The organism is Janthinobacterium sp. LM6, from assembly GCF_002002885.1.
Lineage (GTDB): Bacteria > Pseudomonadota > Gammaproteobacteria > Burkholderiales > Burkholderiaceae_D > Janthinobacterium > Janthinobacterium kumbetense.
Genome location: NZ_CP019510.1, coordinates 3106775 through 3121856, shown reverse-complemented (window position 1 = coordinate 3121856; position 15082 = coordinate 3106775). Strand labels below are relative to the sequence as shown.

Sequence of the window (15082 nt, the reverse complement as noted above, 5' to 3'; positions counted from 1 at the left end):
ACGGTTTTCCTTCTGGAATCTTGGCCGCCTGGGCTAGAATCTGGCTGCGTCGTGCTACTCACGAGGCGGCAATGGCGCCATGACAAAAACCACCAGGAGACACAGTGAGCTTATTTAGAACCAAGAATTTGGATGACATGATTGCCCACAGCAAGAAGCCAGGAGGCCTGGCCAAGGTGCTGGGGCCCTTCGACCTTGTCCTCATGGGCATCGGCGCCATCGTCGGCACGGGTATTTTCGTGCTCACCGGCACGGGCGCGCTGACGGCCGGCCCCGCCCTGTCGCTGTCGTTTGTCGTGGCGGCCGTCGCCTGCTGCTTCGCCGCCCTGTGCTATGCGGAATTCGCCTCTACCGTGCCCGTGGCCGGCTCCATCTACACCTACAGCTACGCCACCCTGGGCGAACTGGCCGCCTGGATGATAGGCTGGGACTTGCTGCTCGAATACGGCCTGGCCGCGGCCGCCGTCTCCGTCGGCTGGTCCGGCTACTTCCAGTCGCTGCTGTCGGGCTTCGGCATCGCCCTGCCCGTCGCGCTCACCGCCGCACCGGGCGCGCTGCCCGGCGTGACGACCTTCATCAACCTGCCGGCCCTCGTCATCATGCTGGCCCTGACGGCCATGCTGGGCTGGGGCGTGCGCGAATCGGCGCGCCTGAACAACATCATGGTGGCCATCAAGGTGGGCGTGGTGCTGCTGTTTATCATCTTCGGCGCGCGCCACGTGCAGCCGGCCAACTGGCAGCCCTACATGCCGTTCGGCTACCACGGCATGCTGAGCGCCGCCGCCCTCGTCTTCTTCGCCTTCATCGGCTTTGACGCCGTCACCTCGGCCGCCGAGGAGGTCAAGAAGCCGTCGCGCGACCTGCCGATCGGGATCATCGGCTCGCTGGCCGTGTGCGCCGTGCTGTACGTGGTCGTCTCGGCCATCATGACGGGCATCGTGCCGTACCAGAAATTCCTCGGCGTCGACCATCCCGTCTCGCTGGCCCTGCAGTATGCGGGCGAAAACTGGATCGCCGGCTTCGTCGACCTGGGCGCCATCCTCGGCATGACCACCGTGATCCTCGTGATGGCCTTCGGCCAGACGCGCATCATCTTCGCCATGTCGCGCGACGGCTTGCTGCCCAAGCGCCTGTCCACCGTGCACCCGCGCTTCCACACGCCGTTCTTCGCCACCTGGCTGGTCGGCATCGTGTTCGGCCTGATCGCCGCCGTGATCCCGCTCAACATCCTCGCCGAGCTGATCAACATTGGCACCTTGGCCGCCTTCACCATGGTGTCGATTGCCGTGGTGGTGCTGCGCAAGAAGCGTCCCGACTTGCCGCGCGCCTTCCGCTGCCCCGGCGTGCCGTATGTGCCGGCGCTGGCCGTGATCCTGTGCGTGGGCCTGATGAGCTTCCTCAGCTGGGTCACCTGGGTGGCCTTCACCATCTGGCTGGTGATCGGCCTGGTCATCTACTTCGGCTACGCGCGCCGCCGTTCGCTGCTGCACCCGCCCCAGTAAAAAGTCCCCTGCAGCGACATATCCTGTCGCTGCCCCAGTTAAGATGGCGGTCTCGCAACCACCGCAGGCCGCCATCCATGCAACGTTCCCCCGACCTCATCGCCCAGCTGGACCAAAGCACGGACCAGCTCAAACGCGCGCGCCTGCGCAACATGCAGTGGCTGGCCGTCGGCTTGCTGCTGCTGGCCGCGCTGGTCTTCGCCGTGGCCCGCTCGCAGCGGGACGGCCATCCCGCCTGGGGCTACGTGGAGGCGTTCGCCGAAGCGGCCATGGTGGGCGCGATCGCCGACTGGTTCGCCGTCGTCGCCCTGTTCCGCCACCCGCTGGGCATCCCCTTGTGGCATACGGCCATCATCCCGAACAGCAAGGCGGACATCGGCCGCAGCCTGGGCGCCTTCGTGGAAAACCATTTCATTACCGAGCAAGGCATCGCCGAGCGCATCGTGCAAGCCGACCCCGCCGCGCGCCTCGGGGCCTGGCTCGGTGACGAGACCCACGCGCGGCAGCTGGGTATGGCCGGCGCCGGTGTCGCCAGACAGCTGCTGGCGATGGCCGACCACGACAAACTGGGCCGCCTGCTGCGCGAGCAGGCCAGCAGCTACCTGGCTCAATTAAATTTGTCGGACGTGGCGGCCGACTGCATCGATGCCCTGATCGCCGACGGCAAGCCGCAGGAATTGCTGGACTTCCTGCTCGACCGCAGCGCCGCCTACCTGGACGACGAGCACCACCACGCCGCCATCGGCGACTTCGTGCTGGGCGCCTTCCAGATCGAGAACGGGCTGGTGAAAAAAGCCGTGAAGGCGTACGAGCCGCGCATGATCGCCTCGCTGCAGAAATTCGCCCTCGCCGTGCGCGTCGACCCGGCCCACCCGCTGCGCCAGCGCATCGCCGGCTGGATCGCCGACAGCGCGCTGCACCTGAAGGCCGACCCGCAGTGGCAAGCCACGGTGCGCCGCTACCAGCTGCAGCTGATCGCCAGCGATACGGTGCAAGCCATGCTGGGCGACGTCTGGCACCACCTCAGCACGCGCCTGCTGGCCGACCTGCACGCGGACCAGCCCGTGCTGGCGCAAACCATCGCCAGCCTGGCGCAGAACACGGGCAAGGTGCTGGAGGCGGACAACGCTGCGCGGGCATGGCTGAACGACGCCATCGTCGCCGGCAGCGGCGCGCTGGTACGGCGCTACCGGGGCGAGGTGGGCGCCTTTATCGCCGCCCGCCTGGATCTGTGGAGCAAGGATGAAATGAGCGAGCGCATCGAACTGGCCATCGGGCGCGACCTGCAATTCATCCGCATCAACGGCACCATCGTGGGCGGCCTGGCCGGTTTGCTGATTTATACGGCTACCCAGCTGTTTTAGGCCGCCTTCACCAGCGCGGCACGGCGCTGGCCGCCGCCGCGTGCGAGGGAAAATGCGGCAGCACTTCCTGCGCCAGTTCCTGCAGCACCTCCGCGGCCGGGCGCTGGCCATGCTGGATGCCCAGCGCCGCATGGTTGACGCCAGCGTCCCGCCATTCACCGAGCAAGTCGATCAAACCCTTGCGTCCCGTGCGCAGCACATAGCCGCTGCGCACGGGCGTGCGCGGGTAATCGGGGTCGTCCACCAGGTCCAGCCACTCGTTGCACATATGCGGGCGAAAGCCGCCATCCGGTATGCAGGCGCGCCAGGCGCGGATCTTTTCCGCCAGCCGGCGCGGCCCGTCCGGCGTATCCGTCGCTTCCGGATACGTCAGCCAGCCATCCGCGTGGCGCCCTATCCACTCCAGCGGCTGGCCCGAGGAACTGGTGACGACGAGGGGAATGGCGCCCGCCACGGGTTTGGGCAGCAGTTCGAGGCCAGCCAGGCTGCCCAGCGGGCCGTCGATGCTGGCGGGGCCTGCCTGCAGCAGCTGGCGGAACATGTGCACGGCCTGCGCATAGCGCGCGCCGCGCGTGGCATGCGGCACGCCATACGCGGGAAATTCGCTGGCGCGGTCGCCCGAGGCCGTGCCCAGCACCAGGCGTCCGCCCGACAGCTGGTCGATGCTGGCGGCCGCCTTGGCCAGGTCGATGGGATGGCGCAGGGTGAAAATGGCGCTGCCCGTGGCCAGGGCCAGCGACACCGTGCGCGCCGCCAGATACGCCAGATAGGTCCACGGGTCGAACAATTGGCCCGCATCGCCGAAGCGCGGGTCGAACAGGGGAATGTCGCGCACCCAGGCGGCGGCAAAGCCTTGCCGGTCCATGGCGGCGACCAGGTCCGCCTGGCCGGCCAGCGCCCGCATGTCGCCCTGGTAAAAACGCAGCGGCAGATAAATGCCGAGGGTGAGCGCGCCGGGCGCGAACATGCGGCGGTAGCTGGCATGGCGGGCAAACGCGTGCGAGGACGCGCCGCTGGTATTGATCGTCATATTGTTCCTTGATGTAGGTCAAGCGCCCGTGGCGGGCGCGGGAAGCGTGATGCCCAGCCGGACGGCCGGGCGGGCCGCCACGCGGACGTACCAGGCGTCCACGTGGCGCCAGGCGGAAAAATCGAAGCCGACGATGCGGGCGATGTGCAGCCAGCCGAAGGTGGCGATGTCGGCGATGGAATAGTCGTCGCCGGCCAGGTAGGCATTGCCGGCCAGGCGGCCGTCCATGGTGGCCAGCGCGGCGTCGCACAAGTGGCGGAAGTGCGCCGTGGCGGCGACATCCGCGCCGCCGTCGGCCAGTTCAAAATGCACGCGCTGGCCCAGCATCGGCCCCATGCTGGCCGCGTGAAATTGCAGCCAGGTGATGGCGGCCCAGCGCTGCTGCGGCTGCGCCGGCAGCAGGCGCCCCGTCTTTTCGGCCAGGTACAGCAGGATGGCGGCCGACTCGAACACGGTGATGCCCGTGTCATGGTCGACCAGCACGGGAATGCGCCCGTGCGGATTGAGGGCCAGGAAGGCGGGCAGCCGGTGTTCGCCCTGTTCGATGCGCACATGGTGCAATCGATACGGCAAGCCCAGTTCGGCCAGCGCGATGGTGGCCTTGAAACCGTTGGGCGAGCTGTCGGTGTAGAGCTCCATCATGACGCCGCCTCCTGGCGCGCGGCCTTGCCGGGCAGGATAACGATGGCGCAGGCCAGGCCCGCCGCCACCAGACAGGCGGAAACGAGGATGGCGCCACTGTAGCCTTGCGCGGCCGTGCCGCCGCCGGCCAGCACGGCGATGCTGACCGCCACGCCCACGGCCAGGCCGACGGCCGAGCCGACTTCCTGCGTGGTCGTCAGCATGCCGCCCGCCAGGCCATGGTCCGCTTCCGGCACGCCATCGATGCCGGCCACGGTCCAGGCGGGAAACGCCAGGCCATAGCCGATGCCGGCCAGTACGGTGCCTGGCAGGATGGATGCGGCCCACGACGCCAGCGTGGCCAGCGATGCGCCCAGCATGGCCAGGCCGCCGATGAACAGCAGCATGCCGCCGACGATGACGGGTTTGGTGCCGCAGCGGGCGATCAGTGCCGGTCCGGCCCACGCGCTGGCCAGCGTAAAGGCGACGGCCATCGGCAGCAAGCCCAGTCCCGTGCGCGTGGCGGAAAACCCCAGCACTTCCTGCATGGCCAGCGCCACGACGACAAAGGTGGGGCCGAGGGCCGTGTTGGCCAGCAGGGAGACGATATTCGCGCCGCCCGTCGAGCGGCGCCGGAAGACGGCCAGCGGCATCAGCGGCGCGGCCACGCGCCCCTCCACCCAGACGAACAGCGCCAGCAAGGCCAGCGCCAGCGCGACCAGGGCAAACGTGAGCGGATGCGCCAGTCCCACATGCTCGCTATTGGCAAAGGCAAACACCAGCGTCGCCGCGCCCGATGCCACCAGCAGCGCGCCCCACACGTCGAGCGAGCCGCCAGCCGCGGCGCTATCCGCATCGGACCGGCCCAGGGGCAAGGCCGGCGACAGGGCCAGCACCAGCAGGCCGACGGGCACATTGATCCACAACACCCAGCGCCAGCCCAGCAGGTCCGTGATGAAGCCGCCCAGGATCAGGCCCGCGACAAAGCCGCTGGCCGCCACGGCCGTCCAGGCGCCGAGCGCCCGGTTGCGCCGGGCCGGCTCGGGAAACACGGCCAGCAGCAGGGAGAACGCGGCCGGCGAAAACATGGCGGCGCCGAAGCCCTGCAGCGCGCGCGTGGCCACCAGCATGGCCGGGCTGTGCGAAAAACCACCGAGCAGCGAGGCAGTCGTGAACAGCAGCAGCCCCGCGATGAAGACGCGGCGGCGGCCGAACAGGTCGGCCGCGCGCCCGCCCAGCAGCAGGAAGCCGGCGATGGCCACGCCATACGCATTGATCACCCACTGCAGCCCGCCGGGCGTAAAGCCCAGGCTGTGCTGGATTTGCGGCAAGGGGATCATGGTGATGGAAAAATCGAGCAAGGCAACGAATTGCGTGGTGCACAGCAAAAGCAGGCAAAGCTGCCGATGTGAAAGTAACATGGAGATCCTATCGATATAGTTTTACTCGACATCAAAAGAACGCCGAACTCCCCTATAATGCGTTTTCCCAGAGCGAAACAGAAACGATGTTTTTTCGCGCTTAACTATAGAAAAACTATATCGATGACGCATCCTTTACCGCTCCAGGCGTTGCGCGCCTTTGTCGAAGTGGGCCAGCGCGGCAGCATCAAGGCGGCCGCCGAAGCGCTGCACGTGACGTCGGGCGCCGTCAGCCAGCAAATCCGCCTGCTGGAAGAACGGGTCGGCATGCCCCTGTTTACGCGTGAACGCCAGGGCTTGCGCCTGACCGAGGCGGGCGCCAGGGTCCACCCCGCCCTGCTGGGCGCCTTCGCGCAGATCGCCGGCGCCAGCCAGGCGCTGGAAGACATGGGCGCGCGCCAGACGCTCACCGTCAGCACGGTCGCCACCTTTGCCGCCGCGTGGCTGGTGCCTCGCCTGGGCCGCTTCAACCAGCGCCATCCCCATATCGAGGTGCGCGTGGAAGCGACATCCGCGCTGGTCGACCTGCGCCGCGACCGGGTCGACGTGGCCTTGCGCCACGGCCTGGGCGACTATCCGGGCTTGCAGGTGACGCGCCTGATGGCGCCCGTGCTGGTGCCCGTCGCCAGTCCATCCCTGATGGCGGGGCAGGCCCCCATCGCCACGCCGGCCGATTGCCTGCGTTACCCGCTGCTGCACGACACGGACCGCGCCGACTGGCCCTTGTGGCTGGCCGCGCATGGTGCGCCGGACAGCAGCGAGGAGGCGGCACGGGCGCTGCGCGGCTCGGCCTTCGAAGATGATTTTCTGTTGATACGCGCGGCCGAGGCGGGCCAGGGCCTGGCCCTGGTGCCGCAGCTGTACGCGCAGGAAGAAATCGCCGCCAGGCGCCTGGTGCAAGTGCTGGACTTGCCGTGGCCCGCGCGCTTTGCCTACTACCTGGTGACGCGGCCCGACGCAGCCACGCGCCCTGCCGTGCAGGCATTCATGGCATGGATTTGCGAGGAAGCGCAAACCGCCGCTAAGTAATCCTCAGGAAATCATTGTCGATTTGTGACGAACAAGATCGGATGCCAGGCAAGGCGCCAGCTGCGACGCAGAGCGCCGCTTATGGACGCCAGAAATCGCAATCATTTACTGGGGCTTGCTTACAGCGCATGCCCCCCGGCCGCGCACGACACCACGCCGCACGCGGTGCTGAACAGCGCCGGTACGCCGGCGCGTCCCATGGCGATGCAGCTTGCGGCGGGCAGCACGGCCAACAGCAGCGCCAGGTAGGCGAGCGCCTGCAGGCGGCCCAGGGCCGGTCGCGCAGCGCCCGCGGTATCGCGCGCCATGCCGCGCCTGAACGCCGCGTTGCCCCTGCAGGCATCAGCCCTGCCGCTTGTCATCCTGTTCGTAAGCATGTCCCTCTCCTCGATTCCGGTTACCGGCCTGTCCCGCCGGCTTGAACGGCCTGCACGCTTGCTGATCAGGCCGCAATTGCATTTTGCTGCATAAATTTACCAAATACAATAAATAAATCCATATAGAAACAAATTTTTTCTGTGCGCCGGCATGCGTCGCGGTGGAAAAACGCGCGCTGGCAGAGCGAGAATGGCGGCATGAGACGCTGACAGCGTCATCGAATCCCGATGCCGACTGTAGTAAAAATCCAAATAAAATCATTAAAATCAAGATATTTGTTGAAATCGATTTTATTTGATGTATGATGATTTCCAAGGAGAAATCAAAGTGGTGCAACAGCTATCGCAGCCTCGACCGCTCGGCATCTCCGCATTCCTTGCATGGGAGAAGTACATGAACCAAATCCTGGCATTGCGTCTGCTCGACGCCGCCGACGCCGCCGTCATCATCGATGCCGCTTCACGCATCCGCTATGCCAACGATGCCATGTATGCGCTGAGCGGCTATGACGCGGGCAGCCTGCCCGGCCAGCAGATCGAGACGCTGCTGCCCGATGCCGTGCGCGAACAGCATGGCGCGCAAATCGGCGCCTATCTGGCCGGCGGCTGCAAGGACGCCAAGGTGCTGGGCCACAAGCGCCATTTCGCCATTCGCCATCGCGATGGCTCGATGCTGCCCATCGTGCTCAAGGCCATGGACCTGGGCAAGCTGGACAATGAAAACTACATGGGCGCTTTTTTCATCGACCAGCGCCACGAACGGGCTATCGAGCAGCAGAACGCGGCCCGCTGGCAGCAGTTGCAGCGCATCGCCCTGAGCGATCCCCTGACCCTCCTGCCGAACCGCCGCGCCTTCGAGATCGACGCCGTGCGCGTGGCGGCGCGGGCCAGGCGCGCGGGCAGTGCGATGACCATCGGCATCGCCGACATCGATTTCTTCAAGAAGGTCAACGACCGGCATGGCCACGCGGCCGGCGACGCCGTGCTGCGCGCCATCGCGGCCGTGCTGCAGTCCCAGGCGCGGGCCTCGGACGTCGTCGCCCGCGTGGGCGGCGAGGAATTCGGCCTGCTGTTCCCGCATACGGACATGAGCACGGCGCACCAGGTGGCGGAACGCATCCGCCTTGCCGTGGCCGCCACGTGTGTCGACTTCGAGCTCGCGGCCATCACGGCGACGATCAGCATCGGCCTGGCGCCGCTGCCCCACAGCGGCGACTGGAAAGCCGGTTTCATGCAAGCCGACGCCGCGCTGTACCAGGCCAAGAACAAGGGCCGCAACCGCATCGAGCAGGCTTGAGCAGCAACCGGGTACTTTCGCAGTTTCATGCATCACGCATCACCTGACAGGAGCAAGCACATGGAAACCATCACGACGCATGCCGCAGTGCATGCAGCAGCAACAAGCCAGCCGGCGCAGGCGGGCGCCCGCGAATTGCTGGTCTTTGGCCTGGGCAAGGAGGAATACGCGCTCGACATCGGCCTGGTGCAGGAAATCCGCGGCTACGGCGCCGTCACCCGCATCGCCAATGCGCCCGCCTTCCTGAAGGGTTTCATCCACCTGCGCGGCAGCATCGTGCCGCTGCTGGACCTGCGCATCGCGCTGGGCCAGGCCGAACCCGCCTATGACGCCTCGACGGTGGTGATCATCCTCATCTTCGCGCACGGCGCCACCGGCATCGTGGTCGACCGCGTGGCCGATGTGGTGCAACTGGCGCCGGCGCAGCTCAAGCCGCCGCCGCAGCTGCACGGCTCGGCCATGGCAGGTCACGTGACGGATATCGGCACCCTGGACGAGCGCATGCTGATCGTGCTCGACATGGGCGGGCTGCTGGCGGGCCTGGGCATGCATGCCACGGGCAAGCTGGCGGCCTGAACAAGTCATCGCCATCGCGCCCGCCACCTGTCCGCCATCCGCCGGAGACACCATGAGCATCCTGATCGTCGATGACAACGACACCAACCTGAGCCTGCTGGCGACGCTGGCCCGCAAAGCCTGCAGCATCGAACCGGTCTGCATGAACGATCCCATCGATGCCCTGTACTGGTGCGAAACAAACGTGCCGGATCTGGTCTTGCTCGACTACCGGATGCCCAGCCTGTCGGGCAATGAATTCCTCAGCATTTTCCGCAAGATGCCGGGCATGGCCGACATCCCCATCATCATGGTGACCACCGAGAACGACCGCGCCGTGCGCAAGCAGGCTTTTTCGCTGGGCGTGACGGAGTTCCTCACCAAGCCTGTCGACACCATCGAGTTCAGCTTGCGCGTGCGCAACCTGCTGGCCCTGCGCATGGCGCAAAACCTGCTGACCGACCGCGCCAGGCTGCTCGAACACGAAGTGGCCCAGGCCATCGCCAACGTCACGGCCAGGGAAATGGAACTGGTCACGCGCCTGGCGCGGGCGGCCGAATTCCGCGACCCGGAAACGGGCGGCCACATCATGCGCATGGCGCGCTACTCGGCGCTGATCGCCAGGGAGCTGGGCCTCGACGCGCCCTGGCAGGAGCTGCTGCTCAAGGCGGCCCCCATGCACGACGTGGGCAAGCTGGCCACGCCCGACCATATCCTGCTCAAGCCGGGGCGGCTGGACCCCGAGGAAATGGCCATCATGCGCCAGCATGCGGAAATCGGCGGCCAGATCCTCGCCGGCAGCGATTCGCCGCTGATCCGCCTGGCCGAGGAAATCGCCTGCGGCCACCACGAGAAATACGACGGCAGCGGCTATCCGCGCGGCCTGGCGGGCGAACAGATACCGCTGTCGGCGCGCATCGTGGCCGTCGCCGATGTCTTCGACGCGCTCACTTCGGAACGCCCGTACAAGCCCGCCTGGCCCGTGGAACAGGCGCGTCTGTTCCTGCAACAAAACAAAGGCAGCCATTTCTGTCCGCGCTGCATCGACGCCTTCCTGGGCGCCTGGGACGAGGTGATCGCCATCCGCGACAGCCTGCCCGACCCCGTCCCTCACCACGCCCACCCACTGTAAGCGAGGAGCCCGCCATGCGCGTGCAACAACTGATCCTGAAAAACCGTGCCGGCATCGATGCCACCCTGGCCCCCCTGGCCGCGATGGCGCCCGACCTGGTGCTGGTGTTTGGCGCCTGCGCCTACTTCGCCACCGCCGAACTGACGGCGGCCTTGCGCCGCCAGATGCCGGGCGCCGTCATCGCCGGCTGTTCCACGGCCGGCGAAATCGCCGGCAAGCGCGTCTACGACGACAGCTGCGTCATCACCGCCATCCGCTTTGCCCATACGACAGTGGCGATTGCCGACGCCATCATCTGCGACATGGCGGACTCGCGCGACACGGGCGAACGCCTGGCGCAGGCGCTGCCGCAGGATGGCCTGACGGCCGTCTTCATGCTGGGCACGGGCGTGGCCATCAATGGCAGCGCCCTCATCGCCGGACTGCAGGCGAACCTGCCGCCGGGCGTGACGGTCTCCGGCGGCCTGGCGGCGGACGGCGGCGCTTTTCGCCAGACCTGGACCCTGGGTCCGCGCGGCGCGGCCGACAATACCGTCGTCGCCGTCGGCCTGTACGGCGAACATGTCCGGCTCGGCTACGGCAGCCATGCGGGCTGGGAAGCGTTCGGCCCGGCGCGCAAGGTGACGCGCTGCGTCGGCAACGTGCTGTATGGCCTGGACGGCGCGCGCGCACTGGATATCTACAAGCTGTACCTGGGCGACCATGCGCGCGATCTGCCCGGCTCGGGACTGCTGTTCCCGTTCGAAATGCTCACGGCCGCGCACGAAAAAAGCAATGTCTTCCGCACCATCCTCGCCGTCGATGAAGAGCAAGGGTCGCTGACCCTGGCCGGCGACATCCTCGCCGACGGCTACCTGAAACTGATGCATTCGAGTACCAACCGGCTCATCGACGGGGCCGAAACGGCCGCGCGCGGCGTCCAGCCCAACGCCGATGCGGCGGGCGACCAGCTGGCTCTGCTGGTCAGCTGCGTGGGCCGCAAGCTGGTCATGGGCGACCGGGTCGAGGAAGAGGTCGAAGCCGTGGCCGACCTGCTGGGCGGCGTGGCCTGCATCGCCGGTTTTTATTCCAACGGCGAAATCGGCATCGCCCAGCCGCACGGCGCATGCCAGCTGCACAATCAGACGATGACCGTGACTGTGTTGAGCGAAGCATGAACCGCACCCTGGCACGCCAATTGCACCGCGTCTGCAACATCGACTCGGACAGCGCCTGCGCCGCCCTGCTGCAACAGGCGCAGGCACTGAGCGTGCACGCGGACACGCCGCCCGAACTGGCCGGCTTCCTGGCCGGCCTGCCGGCCCTGCTGCAGCGCATCGACAGCGCCTACGAGCAGTCCGAACGCGACCTGGACTTGCGCTCGCGCAGCCTGGAACTGAGTTCGAATGAGCTGAGCGTCACGAATGACCTGCTGCGCACGCAACTGGCCAGCCGCAACCGCGTGATCCAGTCGCTGCGCGTGGCGGCCGTGCGCCTGCTCGACAACGACGATTCGGGCCTGCACCTGCCCGGGGAAGGCGATATCGAGGGCCTGTCCGTGCTGCTGGCCGAGCTGGTGAACCAGCAGGAGCTGCGCCGCATCGAGCTGCTGAACCAGCGCTTTGCGATGGACCAGCACGCCATTGTCAGCATCACCGACACGGCCGGCGCCATCATTTACGTCAACGACAAGTTCTGCGCCATCAGCGGCTATGCGCGCGAAGAGCTGATCGGCCAGACGCACCGCCTGATCAACTCGCACACGCACCCGGACGCCTTCTTCGCGCAGATGTGGCAAACCATCACCACGGGACAGGTGTGGCACGGGGAAATCTGCAACCACGCCAAGGATGGCCAGCAGTACTGGGTCGACGCCACCATCGTGCCCTTCCTCGATGCGGCAGGCAAGCCCTATCAGTACATCGCCATCCGCACGGAAATCAGCGAGAGCAAGCGCATGGCCGAAACCATCGCGAAAAGCGAGCGCGAATACCGCAACGTTGTCAACAGTCTCAACGAAGTGGTGTTCCGCACCGACGTGCACGGCGCCTGGACCTTCCTGAACCCCGCCTGGCACACCATCACCGGCTTTCACGCCGCCGACAGCCTGGGCAAGAGCGTGCTGCAATTCATCGACGCGCGCGACCGCGAGCGCGCCGCCGCCGGCCTGTCCCAGCTGCTGGACGGCCAGGTGGACAGCATGCGCCATGAAGCGCGCTACGTCACCAGCGACGGCAACGTGCGCTGGATCGACGTGTGCGCGCGCGCCGAACGCGACGGCCTGGGGCGCCTGGCCGGCATCACGGGCAGCCTGACGGACATCACGGAGCGGCGCCTGGCGGCGCGCGAGCTGCGGCACAACCTCAATTTCGTCGACGCACTGATCGAAACCATCCCGATCCCCCTGTACCTGAAGGACGTGCAGGGCCGCTACCTGCGCGCCAACCGCGCCTTCTGCGCCTTCTTCAATGTCGACCAGGCGCGCATCCTGGGCCTGACGGCCGCCGAACTGCTGCCGCCGCAGGAAGTGCATCTGGTGACGCAGCACGATGCGCGCCTGCTGCAGGACCGCGGCAACCAGACCTATGAAGAGCGGCTGACCGTCGGCGCGCGGCAGGTCGACGTGTTGTTCAGCAAGGCGGCCCTGCTGGCGTCAGACGGCAGCCTGAACGGGCTGGTGGGCACCCTGGTCGACATTTCCAGCCAAAAGGCGGCCGAACGGGCCCTGTTGCTGGCCAAGGAAGCGGCCGAATCGGCCAGCCGCTCGAAGAGCGAATTCCTGGCCAACATGAGCCACGAAATCCGCACGCCGATGAACGGCATCCTGGGCATGACGGACCTGGTGCTCGATTCGGAACTCGACACCCATCAGCGCAAGTACCTGGAAATCGTCAAGGCCTCGGCCGACGCCCTGCTGTGCATCATCAACGACATCCTCGATTTCTCCAAGATCGAGGCGGGCATGCTGACCCTGGAAAGCATCCCCTTCGACCTGCGCCAGCTGATGCAGGAAACCATGCGCGCGCACCTCATGCGGGCGCAGGCCAGCGGACTGGAACTGGTGCTCGACCTCGATCCCGCGCTGCCGCAGACCTTGCTGGGCGATCCCGGCCGCCTGCGCCAGGTGCTGACCAACCTGGCGGGCAACGCCATCAAGTTCACGCCGCGCGGCGAGGTGGCCGTCAGCGCCCGGCTGCGCGCCAGCGACGGCAACGTGGCTCAGCTGCAGCTGGACGTGCGCGACACCGGCATCGGCATCGCCGCCGACATGCGGCAGGCCGTCTTCGACGCCTTCCAGCAGGAAGACGGCTCGACCACGCGGCGCTTCGGCGGCACGGGACTGGGCCTGTCGATCACGCGCCGCCTGGTGACGATGATGGACGGCAGCATCAGCCTGTCGAGCGAGCTGGGCAAGGGAAGCTGCTTCACCGTGGAGCTGACCTTGCCCATCGGCGAGCAGGCGCCCATCCTGCCGCCGCCCGGCGCCTCGCTCGTGGGACGCGCCATCCTGCTGGTCGACGACAACCCCAGCAGCCTGACCATCCTGCGCAAGATCTTCGGGCACAGCGGCGCAAGCGTGGCCGCCTGCGAGTCGGGCGAGGCGGCGCTGGAGCACTGCCGCACCAGCTTGCCCGCGGACTGCATCATCATGGACTGCGCCATGCCCGGCATGAATGGTTTCGATGCGGCCTTGGCCCTGGCCGCCCTGCCCCACTGGAGCCAGGTACCCATCGTCATGCTGTCCTCGAGCGGCAGCCTGGGCGACGCGGCGCGCTGCCGCGAACTGGGCATCGATGGCTACCTGCTCAAACCGGCCAGCCCCGAGGAATTGCTGGCCATCACCATGAGCGTGCTGGGCACGTGCCGCGGCATGCCCGGCGCCGCCCCCGTGATCACGCGCCATACCGTGCGGGAAAGCATGCCCGGCCTGGACATCCTGCTGGTCGAGGACAACGCCATGAACCGCGAACTGGCCACCGTGCTGCTATCGAATGCGGGGCACCGGGTCACGCATGCGGCAAACGGCCGCATCGCCCTCGATTGCCAGGCAGCCGCCCATTTCGACATGATCCTGATGGACTTGCAGATGCCGGAAATGGGCGGTTTCGAAGCCACCGCGCAGATCCGGCAGCGCGAAGCGCAGGGCATGCCGAGGAGCGTCATCATCGCCATGACGGCCAGCGCCTTCGAAGGCGACCGCGAACGCTGCATCGCCGGCGGCATGGACGACTACCTGTCCAAACCGTTCCGCACCGCCGCCTTCCAGAGCCTGATCGAGCAGCATGTATTGCGAATAAGCAAGCAGCAACCCACCCTGGCGCCTGACGCGGCACTGCCGGCAACGCACAACGCGCCGCGCTTCGACTACGCCGGCGCGCTGGCCGACGCCGACGCCGACGTGATCGGCATCATCGGCGCATCCTTCCTGGCCGGCATGCCGTCGCAGCTGACCGCCCTGCGCGCGGCCCTGCAGGCGGACGACCGCTCCACCGCGAGCCGCCAGGCACATACCCTGGCCGGCTTGCTGGCCAACTTCCATGCGGCCCCCGCCGTCGCCATCGCCGCCGCCATCGAGCGCGAAGCGCCCATGGCTCCGCGGGGCGCGCTGCTGGCACGGCTAGATGCGCTGGAAGTGCAACTGCGTCTGTTTGCGCAGGAAACGGACGCTGCCATCCCGGCGGCAGGCTGCCTGCTGCACGCATCCGGCCAAACTTGATGTAGATCATAATTTTTTGAACAAGCTCTTGCTATCCTGTAAAAAAATGACGGGAGCC

General features: G+C 67.0%; 13 protein-coding genes. 8 read left to right on the top strand and 5 right to left on the bottom strand.

Features of this window, described 5'->3' with window-relative positions:
• The first annotated feature begins 104 nt into the window (after positions 1–104).
• Entirely contained in the window at positions 105–1502 is a 1398-nt protein-coding gene (locus tag BZG29_RS13825) for an amino acid permease (RefSeq protein WP_077403669.1), read from the top strand.
• Between the two features lie 77 nt (positions 1503–1579).
• Entirely contained in the window at positions 1580–2866 is a 1287-nt protein-coding gene (locus BZG29_RS13820; RefSeq protein ID WP_077403666.1) for a DUF445 domain-containing protein, read from the top strand.
• A gap of 7 nt (positions 2867–2873) precedes the next feature.
• On the opposite strand, the gene BZG29_RS13815 is transcribed toward BZG29_RS13820, so the two are convergent.
• From BZG29_RS13815 to BZG29_RS13805, 3 genes are read right to left on the bottom strand one after another with little or no spacing between them, the layout of a single operon-like run.
• Positions 2874–3896 carry an LLM class oxidoreductase gene (locus tag BZG29_RS13815; RefSeq protein ID WP_077403663.1) on the bottom strand — a complete coding sequence of 341 codons (1023 nt, stop codon included), beginning with the start codon at positions 3894–3896 and terminating at the stop codon, positions 2874–2876.
• A gap of 18 nt (positions 3897–3914) precedes the next feature.
• Complete coding sequence (locus BZG29_RS13810; protein ID WP_077403660.1) at positions 3915–4538, bottom strand: glutathione S-transferase family protein; 624 nt, start codon at positions 4536–4538, stop codon at positions 3915–3917.
• On the bottom strand, positions 4535–5938 hold the full coding sequence (locus BZG29_RS13805) for an MFS transporter (protein WP_077403657.1): 1404 nt from the start codon (positions 5936–5938) through the stop codon (positions 4535–4537). Before BZG29_RS13805 ends, BZG29_RS13810 begins: the two co-directional genes overlap by 4 nt.
• Positions 5939–6061: 123 nt before the next feature.
• On the opposite strand from BZG29_RS13805, the gene BZG29_RS13800 reads away from it, so the two are divergent.
• Positions 6062–6967: a LysR substrate-binding domain-containing protein gene (locus tag BZG29_RS13800; protein ID WP_077403654.1), complete on the top strand. Its 906-nt coding sequence runs from the start codon at positions 6062–6064 to the stop codon at positions 6965–6967.
• Between the two features lie 119 nt (positions 6968–7086).
• Here BZG29_RS13800 and BZG29_RS13795 read toward each other — a convergent pair whose 3' ends face one another.
• Positions 7087–7275, bottom strand: a complete 189-nt coding sequence (locus BZG29_RS13795) for a hypothetical protein (RefSeq protein ID WP_077403651.1) — start codon at positions 7273–7275, stop codon at positions 7087–7089.
• Between the two features lie 34 nt (positions 7276–7309).
• Positions 7310–7660, bottom strand: a complete 351-nt coding sequence (locus BZG29_RS27775) for a hypothetical protein (protein ID WP_150130904.1) — start codon at positions 7658–7660, stop codon at positions 7310–7312.
• Positions 7661–7738: 78 nt separating this feature from the next.
• Here BZG29_RS27775 and BZG29_RS13790 point away from each other — a divergent pair, with 78 nt between their 5' ends.
• From BZG29_RS13790 to BZG29_RS13770, 5 genes are read left to right on the top strand one after another with little or no spacing between them, the layout of a single operon-like run.
• Positions 7739–8641 carry a sensor domain-containing diguanylate cyclase gene (locus tag BZG29_RS13790; RefSeq protein WP_171985011.1) on the top strand — a complete coding sequence of 301 codons (903 nt, stop codon included), beginning with the start codon at positions 7739–7741 and terminating at the stop codon, positions 8639–8641.
• 60 nt (positions 8642–8701) lie between these two features.
• Positions 8702–9217 (top strand): chemotaxis protein CheW, encoded by a 516-nt coding sequence (locus BZG29_RS13785; RefSeq protein ID WP_077403645.1) that lies wholly within the window; start codon positions 8702–8704, stop codon positions 9215–9217.
• A 52-nt stretch (positions 9218–9269) separates the two neighbouring features.
• The gene (locus tag BZG29_RS13780) at positions 9270–10328 is read left to right on the top strand and encodes an HD domain-containing phosphohydrolase (protein WP_077403642.1); all 1059 of its coding nucleotides are present in this window, start codon (positions 9270–9272) and stop codon (positions 10326–10328) included.
• Positions 10329–10342: 14 nt separating this feature from the next.
• Positions 10343–11485: an FIST N-terminal domain-containing protein gene (locus BZG29_RS13775; RefSeq protein WP_077403639.1), complete on the top strand. Its 1143-nt coding sequence runs from the start codon at positions 10343–10345 to the stop codon at positions 11483–11485.
• Positions 11482–15024, top strand: coding sequence for a response regulator (locus BZG29_RS13770; RefSeq protein WP_171985010.1), 3543 nt, complete (start codon positions 11482–11484; stop codon positions 15022–15024). The genes BZG29_RS13775 and BZG29_RS13770 overlap by 4 nt, the downstream gene beginning before the upstream one ends.
• Positions 15025–15082 lie beyond the last annotated feature (58 nt).